Source organism: Enterobacter sp. 301B (assembly GCF_003850715.1).
GTDB classification, from domain to species: domain Bacteria; phylum Pseudomonadota; class Gammaproteobacteria; order Enterobacterales; family Enterobacteriaceae; genus Enterobacter; species Enterobacter intestinihominis.
Map to the genome: position 1 here is coordinate 1 of NZ_PQTC01000051.1, position 8,050 is coordinate 8,050.

Annotated in this window: 5 protein-coding genes and 2 pseudogenes; 4 read left to right on the plus strand and 3 right to left on the minus strand. The window is 44.2% G+C overall.

The window, feature by feature from the left end:
• Positions 1 to 142 precede the first annotated feature (142 nt).
• Positions 143 to 751: pseudogene (locus C3451_RS23740) on the minus strand (IS5-like element ISKpn26 family transposase); the annotation flags it as partial.
• Positions 752 to 1,020: 269 nt separating this feature from the next.
• On the opposite strand from C3451_RS23740, the gene C3451_RS23745 reads away from it, so the two are divergent.
• From C3451_RS23745 to C3451_RS23760, 4 genes are all read left to right on the plus strand, one after another.
• Positions 1,021 to 1,986 (plus strand): LacI family DNA-binding transcriptional regulator, encoded by a 966-nt coding sequence (locus C3451_RS23745; protein WP_045332106.1) that lies wholly within the window; start codon positions 1,021 to 1,023, stop codon positions 1,984 to 1,986.
• 68 nt (positions 1,987 to 2,054) lie between these two features.
• Positions 2,055 to 3,788 (plus strand): alpha-glucosidase, encoded by a 1,734-nt coding sequence (locus C3451_RS23750; RefSeq protein ID WP_085451953.1) that lies wholly within the window; start codon positions 2,055 to 2,057, stop codon positions 3,786 to 3,788.
• 59 nt (positions 3,789 to 3,847) lie between these two features.
• Entirely contained in the window at positions 3,848 to 5,476 is a 1,629-nt protein-coding gene (locus tag C3451_RS23755) for a PTS transporter subunit IIBC (protein WP_045332109.1), read from the plus strand.
• 86 nt (positions 5,477 to 5,562) lie between these two features.
• Entirely contained in the window at positions 5,563 to 6,369 is an 807-nt protein-coding gene (locus tag C3451_RS23760) for an endonuclease/exonuclease/phosphatase family protein (protein ID WP_045332110.1), read from the plus strand.
• A 329-nt stretch (positions 6,370 to 6,698) separates the two neighbouring features.
• On the opposite strand, the gene C3451_RS23765 is transcribed toward C3451_RS23760, so the two are convergent.
• Both C3451_RS23765 and C3451_RS23770 read right to left on the minus strand, forming a co-directional pair.
• Positions 6,699 to 7,396, minus strand: a protein-coding gene (locus C3451_RS23765; protein WP_240034229.1) for an IS1 family transposase whose coding sequence is annotated in 2 segments (ribosomal slippage) — positions 6,699 to 7,147 and positions 7,147 to 7,396 — 699 coding nt in all. Because the reading frame shifts where the segments join, the coding sequence is not laid out codon by codon here.
• A gap of 105 nt (positions 7,397 to 7,501) precedes the next feature.
• Positions 7,502 to 7,918: pseudogene (locus C3451_RS23770) on the minus strand (hypothetical protein); the annotation flags it as partial.
• Between the last annotated feature and the right edge of the window lie 132 nt (positions 7,919 to 8,050).

Below are 8,050 nucleotides of genomic sequence, written 5' to 3' on the forward strand. Positions count from 1 at the left end.
TTTAGATACTGATATTATATCTTTTGGGTAAAGTATTAATCTCTGTTGAGATAGGCTCTTAGCCCTAAAATAGCCGAGCAGCAAACGCCAAAACAACAATACTGACATTACCATTAACTGTCGCGATGGTTCTGAGCTAATACAGGTCATGCTCGTTGGCCGCGGTGGTGACCAGGCTGTGGGTCAGGCCACTCTTGGCATCGACACCAATGTGGGCCTTCATGCCAAAGTGCCACTGATTGCCTTTCTTGGTCTGATGCATCTCCGGATCGCGTTGCTGCTCTTTGTTCTTGGTAGAGCTGGGTGCCTCAATGATGGTGGCATCCACCAAAGTGCCTTGGGTCATCATGACGCCTGCTTCGGCCAGCCAGCGATTGATGGTCTTGAACAATTGACGGGCCAGTTGATGCTGCTCGAGCAGGTGGCGGAAATTCATGATGGTGGTGCGATCCGGCAGGGCGCTATCCAGGGATAATCGGGCAAACAGGCGCATGGAGGCGATTTCGTACAGGGCATCTTCCATGGCACCGTCGCTCAGGTTGTACCAATGCTGCATGCAGTGAATACGCAGCATGGTCTCCAGCGGATAGGGCCGTCGGCCATTGCCCGCCTTGGGATAAAACGGCTCGATGACAGCGGTCATATTCTGCCATGGCAGAATATGCTCCATGCGGGAGAGGAAAATCTCTTTTCGGGTCTGACGGCGCTTAGTGCTGAATTCACTATCGGCGAAGGTGAGTTGATGGCTCATGATGTCCCTCTGGGATGCGCTCCGGATGAATATGATGATCTCATATCAGGAACTTGTTCGCACCTTCCCAAGGTATGCTCGCTCCCTGGTCTTGAGTTCAGGTCTAAATCTTGTGAGTGAAAATTAAACACTCATACGTCCACCCAGTTTTATTTACTGTGTTGTTAGCCAATATATTGGATACTATGCCCAAGTGACTCAACTCTGAATTCTGTATCTTGAAGTCACTTGGAGATATGGCAATAGTGCATTATTGAAGGAAATAGGTAATGAGTAAAAAAATGACCATGGCTGAGATTTCAAGGCAGCTTGGAATTTCAACAATGACTGTGTCGCGTTACTTTAATGGCGGTTATGTCTCGGAAGAGAACCGCCTTAAAATTGATGCCATCGTCAAAGAGAGTCATTACACGCCTAATATATTTGCTCGCTCCATTCGTAGCCAATCCAATATTATTGGTTTCATCGCGCCTCGTATTGAGTCATATACGACCAGTTTAGTGATTAAAGGGGCGCTGGCTGCTGCCAATGAATCACAAGTACGAATGCTGTTTCATGCCACAGGGTTTAACCATGAGTCAGAATGCCAAGCTGTGAGAGAGTTTAACGGCTTAAATGCATTGGGCACGATTATTATTGCGTCAAAGCACAGTGTCGAAGAGACTTTTTATCGAACCTTAGACAATGTGGTATTTATTGGCAAAAATACCCCCCACCATTGCTGTTTATATTACCCCGATCATGCAGCGATTAAAGCCCTCGTCTCCCACACCATCACTCAGTTAAAACAGCAGCAGGCACCGCTGGCTGCCGTACATTATATTTATGATGAGCGTATGCTTTCTAGCCGCACTAAGTTGATGCAAGCCACTATTACCGACACCGTCCCTGAGTTGAATTTATCACTACAAGCCCTAGCCAACTCGGAGGACAAAGCTGGCTATCAGGCCGTTCAATTACAGCCTAATCATGTCTACTTTTGTGCCACCGATAATATTGCCATTCGTTTATATCGTCGCGCCAAAGAACAGCAACTCAAGATCGGTCATAACGTATGGATTGTAGGCATGGGTGACTATGACTACAGCGATTTGTTAGTCCCGAGCCTGACGACTGTCGCTTTTAACTACTATCAAGTGGGCTACCAAGCTGTCAAAAAATTGCTCAAGCGCGATTTCAGTTCTGTTGAAGGCACATTCGACATAAAGATGAGAGAAAGCTCACAATTCCTCTGAAATTGTGTTGAGTCCAAATCGGTTCTACTTAACTATATGTGTTAACGATAACGCATATAGTATAACCGATGACACTCGCTCCTAATATGCACTCAAAACCACTCGCGTGGTGGAAGAAAGCAACCGCCTACCAAATTTATCCCCGTAGTTTTTATGATACAAACCAGGACGGTATTGGTGACATCAATGGCATCATTGCTAAGCTCGATTATCTTGCTGATTTGGGCATTGATTTAATATGGATTTGCCCATTCTATGCATCACCTAATGATGATAACGGGTACGATATTAGTGACTATCAAGCGATTCATCCTGACTTTGGAACCCTTGAGGATATGGATGAACTAATCAGTGCTGCTCATAAACGTGGCATTCGCATTATTATGGATTTAGTGATCAACCACACTAGCGACGAGCACCCATGGTTCATTGAATCTCGAGATAACAAAAATAGCCCTAAGCGCGATTGGTATATTTGGCGTGATGGTTGTGAGCCTACCGCTGAAAAACCGACTTGCGACCCAAACAACTGGGAAAGTATTTTTCATGGCAGTGCATGGGAATATGATAAAAAAACTGCACAGTACTACTTGCACCTATTTTCAAAAAAACAACCTGATCTGAATTGGGAAAATCCTGAAGTTAAACAAACACTATTTAAAATGATTTATTGGTGGTTGGAGCGTGGTATTGATGGCTTCCGTGTGGATGCAATTAGCCATATTCAGAAACAACCAGGTTTACCTTCTTTACCCAATCCAAAGGGTGAAAAGTATGTCTCTTCGTTTGATTATCATATGAATGTGGCAGGGATTGAAAAACATCTGCATGAGTTAAAAGAGCAGGCGTTTGATCCCTTTAACATAGTGACAGTTGGTGAGGCTAATGGGGTGACTGCCGACAATGCATTACTTTGGGTTGCCGAAGCGACCGAACACGATCAAGGCGGTGTTTTCAACATGATTTTTCAGTTTGAACACATGAAGCTATGGTCGGAAGAACAAAGCAACGTGCCTTTAGATCTAGTGGAGTTCAAACGCATTTTATCGCGTTGGCAAGATGCATTAGAAGGTAAAGGCTGGAATGCGCTTTATTTAGAAAACCACGATCAAGCTCGTAGCATTGATACTTTTGCCGACCCTACCTCTAGGTATGCCAGTGCTACCGCGTTAGCGAGTTGTTATTTCTTGATGAAAGGAACTCCGTTTATTTATCAGGGCCAAGAGATTGGTATGGTAAATCATCAGTTTACTTCTCTTGATGAATTTAATGATGTGTCTGCTAGAAATTTAATTCAAAAGCTATCTCAACAAGGTCAAAGCGATGCAGACATCTTAGCCTTGTTAAATCAAGTATCTCGCGACCACAGTCGCTTGCCAATGCAATGGAATGCGCAGGATTTTGCCGGTTTTTCTGAGGTGCAACCTTGGTTCTCCGTCAATCAACAGTACGCAGATATCAATGTTGAGCAACAACAGAATGATCCAAATTCGATTTTGAGTTTCTATAAGCAGCTGATTGCTCTGCGTAAGTCAAATGTAAGTTTAGTGGTTGGCCGCTATCAATTGCTGCTACCTAACGACCCTAATATCTATGCTTATCAACGTGTTGCACAAGATATGACATGGACCATTATTACCAATTTAAGTCCACAAGAGAGCATCGTTGATATCGACCGCATGCAATTAGGCGAGTTAATGCTTGATAATCAGAATATCAACAATGAACACGTTCGCTCAGATTTTATAGCGACGCAAATTGCCCCACCTTATGCTGCGTATATATTTGCAAGAAAGCACTAAATTATATTTATCGCAGGGCCTTGATAAGGCTACCCTGCATTTAAACCAAGGAATCATTTATGAGTCAGTTACTATCTTTTGATTTTTGGCAACGATTTGGGAAATCCCTTATCGTTGTTATCGCGGTGATGCCAGCCGCTGGTATCATGATATCACTCGGTAAAGTTGTCGCAATGTATGCCGGTGGTATTGGTGCCATTGAAACACTAGGCGCTATTATGGAAAACATAGGCTGGGGGATCATAGTTAATCTTCACCTATTATTTGCTGTCGCTATTGGTGGATCATGGGCTAAAGAACGTGCAGGAGGAGCATTTGCCGCGCTGATCGCCTTCATCTTAATTAACCGTATCACTGGGGTTATATTAGGCGTGGATAACGCTATGCTCAGTGATCCCGAGGCGGTTGTGATGAGCCTATTTGGTTCTGAGCTACCTGTCTCTCAATTCTTCACTAATATTTTGGGTGCTCCTGCTCTAAATATGGGTGTGTTTATCGGTATTATGTCTGGCTATTTAGGTGCCAACTTATTTAACCGTTATCATGACTTCGCTCGCTTACCTCAGGCATTAGCATTTTTCAACGGTAAGCGTTTTGTACCTTTTGTTGTTATTTTCTATTCGATGATTATTGCGTTTGCTTTATCAATCGTATGGCCTTTAATTCAAGGTGCGCTTAATGATTTTGGTCAATGGATTGCAACCTCTAAAGACACTGCGCCGATCACTGCTCCTTTCTTGTATGGTACGTTAGAGCGCTTATTACTGCCATTTGGTTTACACCACACTTTAACTATTCCAATGAATTACACCGAGTTGGGTGGTACTTATGAGCTTTTAACAGGGGTGAATGCGGGGGCAAGTGTTTATGGTCAAGATCCACTATGGCTTGCTTGGGTTAGCGATTTAAATAATCTTAAATTAAGCGATCCGACAACTTACCAACATCTATTAGATACGGTGCATCCAGCACGTTTTAAAGCGGGCCAAGTTATTATCGCAGCGTCTTCATTGATTGGTATTGGACTTGCGATGTATCACTGTGTTGATAGTGATAAGCGCGCACAATACAAGCCAATGTTTTTATCTGCGTGTCTTGCTGTGTTATTAACCGGTGTGACAGAGCCTATTGAATTCATGTTTATGTTTATTGCTCCTGTTTTGTATGTTGCGCATGCGGTATTAACAGGGATTGCATTTGCGTTGGTCGATGTGATGGACCTACGTATACATGCCTTTGGTTTGATTGAGTTACTCACTCGTATACCTATGATGGTTTCAGCGGGAATCGGTGGTGATTTGGTTCGCTTCGCATTGGTTTCTATTGTTTTCTTTGGTGTTAACTATGGATTATTCCGTGTGCTCATTGTCAAATTTAAATTGCCAACACCGGGCCGTATGGGTAACTACCTCGATGAAAGTTCAGAATCCATGTCAGAAGATGAGAAGATGGACATTATTATTCAGAATTTAGGTGGCCGTGCCAATATTGCTGAGATTGATGCTTGTATGACTCGCTTGCGCATTACAGTTAATGACCCGCAGTTGGTTGCTGAATATGCATTATGGAAGCCGACAGGAGCACTTGGTGCTGTAATTAAAGAACAGGGAGTACAAGTTATTTATGGTCCAGGAGTGGATGTCATTAAATCTAGATTAGTTGAGAAGTTTTCAGCACAACCTGAGTAATTCATTCTCTACCCTAGATAAAATAACCTCGAGAAACGCAGCCTTGAGCTGCGTTTAACTCGCTACAATGAATAAGTGAATAATAAATGAAGTTAATGACGCTAAATACCCATAGTTGGCAAGAAGAGAAACAACTAGAAAAGTTGGATGTGGTAGCGCAAGCCATTATCGAGCAAGGGTGCGATGTCGTTGCATTACAGGAAGTGAATCAACATCAAAATAGCCCGGCTGTTGATGCCAATATATTAACTAATCACACCGTGCTCGCTGATAACTATGGATATTTATTACAGAAAAAACTCATGGAATACGGCTATCACTACCAACTTACATGGGATTTCGTTCATCAAAGTTATGACGTATATCAAGAGGGACTGGCATTCTTGACGCGACTGCCGATTGTCGAGCATGAGGTCATTGACCTAAGTGATAACTATGATGTGAACTTTTGGAAACATAGGCGAGCAGTGCGTATTAAGGTCACTTCTCAACGAGGTGATTTCAATCTTTATAATTGTCATTGCGGCTGGTGGAGTGACTCAGAGAGCTCATTTGAGGACCAGTTCAACAGAATAAAGGCAACATTATCAACAGAGTTGAGCTTTCTATTAGGTGATTTCAACAACCCAAGCCATATACGCAATGAAGGTTATGATTATGTATTACAGTGCGGTTTGATAGATTGTTATGAAATAGCAGAAATAAAAGACTCCGGAACTACTGTAATTAAAAATATTGACGGTTGGGAACAAAATAGCCAAGCGCTACGCATTGATTTGGTTCTTAGTAATCAACCGATGGTGGTAAAGCAGCATCAGGTGATTTTTAATAACGATTTTTATCCGGTTGTATCGGATCACTTTGGGGTTCTGGTGGAAGTAGACATTATTTAATGTTTATTCATAGACTAAACCTTAAGCAATACTGGACTTTTAATTACGTGACTTTGCAATACCTGTAGTTATTCAGGACTTTCTAATTTAGTAAAGGCGCTGACACGTTTTTGTCCCAAAACTGTGTTACAAAATCCACAACACCAAATTTTGAAGAGCCCCTTAGAGAGGGGCTAGTTGAGGGGAGCCCAGTTGGCTAGTTGGCGGGGGTATCTGTTTCCTCTTCAGTGATTTCGTCATCGGTTGAAGGCACCGCTTGTTCAACTTCTGCTTCTTTACCCTTTGCTTTAGCTGATTTTCGTGCTCGAATTTCGGGTAATGACTTCAACTTACTGATAGTGTTTTATGTTCAGATAATGCCCGATGACCTTGTCATGCAGCTCCACCGATTTTGAGAACGACAGTGACTTCCGTCCCAGCCTTGCCAGATGTTGTCTCAGATTCAGGTTATGTCGCTCAATGCGCTGAGTGTAACGCTTGCTGATAACGTGCAGCTTTCCCTTCAGGCGGGGTTCATACAGCGGCCAGCCATCCGTCATCCATACCACGACCTCAAAGGCCGACAGCAGGCTCAGAAGACGCTCCAGTGTGGCCAGAGTGCGTTCACCGAAGACGTGCGCCACAACCGTCCTCCGTATCCTGTCATACGCGTAAAACAGCCAGCGCTGACGTGATTTAGCACCGACGTAGCCCCACTGTTCGTCCATTTCCGCGCAGACAATCACATCACTGCCCGGCTGTATGCGCGAGGTTACCGACTGCGGCCTGAGTTTTTTAAGTGACGTAAAATCGTGTTGAGGCCAACGCCCATAATGCGTGCACTGGCGCGACATCCGACGCCATTCATGGCCATATCAATGATTTTCTGGTGCGTACCGGGCTGAGAGGCGGTGTAAGTGAACTGTAGTTGCCATGTTTTACGGCAATGAGAGCAGAGATAGCGCTGATGTCCGGCAGTGCTTTTGCCGTTACGCACCACGCCTTCAGTAGCGGAGCAGGAAGGACATCTGAAGGAAATGGAAGCCACGCAAGCACCTTAAAATCACCATCATACACTAAATCAGTAAGTTGGCAGCATTACCCGAATTTCGATATCAATAATGCGCCGAGCCAGTTTGATAATGCGCCGAGCCAGTTTGATAATGCGCCGAGCCAGTTTGATAATGCGCTGTTGCCATGCGTAGTTGCCATCAACACGTTGCTTATTGCTAAGCACGCTAGATAACCAGAGTGTGTCCATTGAGATCATCAACGCATCGAGTTTGCGAACTAAGCCGACAAACTGGCCAACCTGAGGCGAGCTGATTTTGGCGTTGAAGGTAATCGGGTCGGTGTAGTCAGGTACTTCATCGATGCCGTTGGACTCCATCAGTTTGTCCAAACGAGCTTGTTCGTTGTCTACCGCTTTAGCGCAATCCTCGATCAACTGGCTAATGATCTGTTCCACTTCATCAATTTCGTTCTCATCGCCAATGATGCGCAGGATGACATCAATTCCGTAAAGCGCACTGACCGTCCGTCTAAAAACACGGTCAACGACACGTTGCGCTGACCTGACCTGCCCCCACGATTAGATACAACACTCAGTTAGTAACGTCGGAATCTTCATTCTCAGAATGACCCTTTCTCCAGCCCGCTGCAAATTCAGACGGTGTCTGATAATTCAGCGTGGAGTGCGGGC

Coding starts and splice junctions, on each gene's coding strand:
- C3451_RS23750 (WP_085451953.1), top strand. CDS start 2,055: ATGACACTCGCTCCTAATATGCACTCAAAACCACTCGCGTGGTGGAAG.
- C3451_RS23745 (WP_045332106.1), top strand. CDS start 1,021: ATGAGTAAAAAAATGACCATGGCTGAGATTTCAAGGCAGCTTGGAATT.
- C3451_RS23755 (WP_045332109.1), top strand. CDS start 3,848: ATGAGTCAGTTACTATCTTTTGATTTTTGGCAACGATTTGGGAAATCC.
- C3451_RS23760 (WP_045332110.1), top strand. CDS start 5,563: ATGAAGTTAATGACGCTAAATACCCATAGTTGGCAAGAAGAGAAACAA.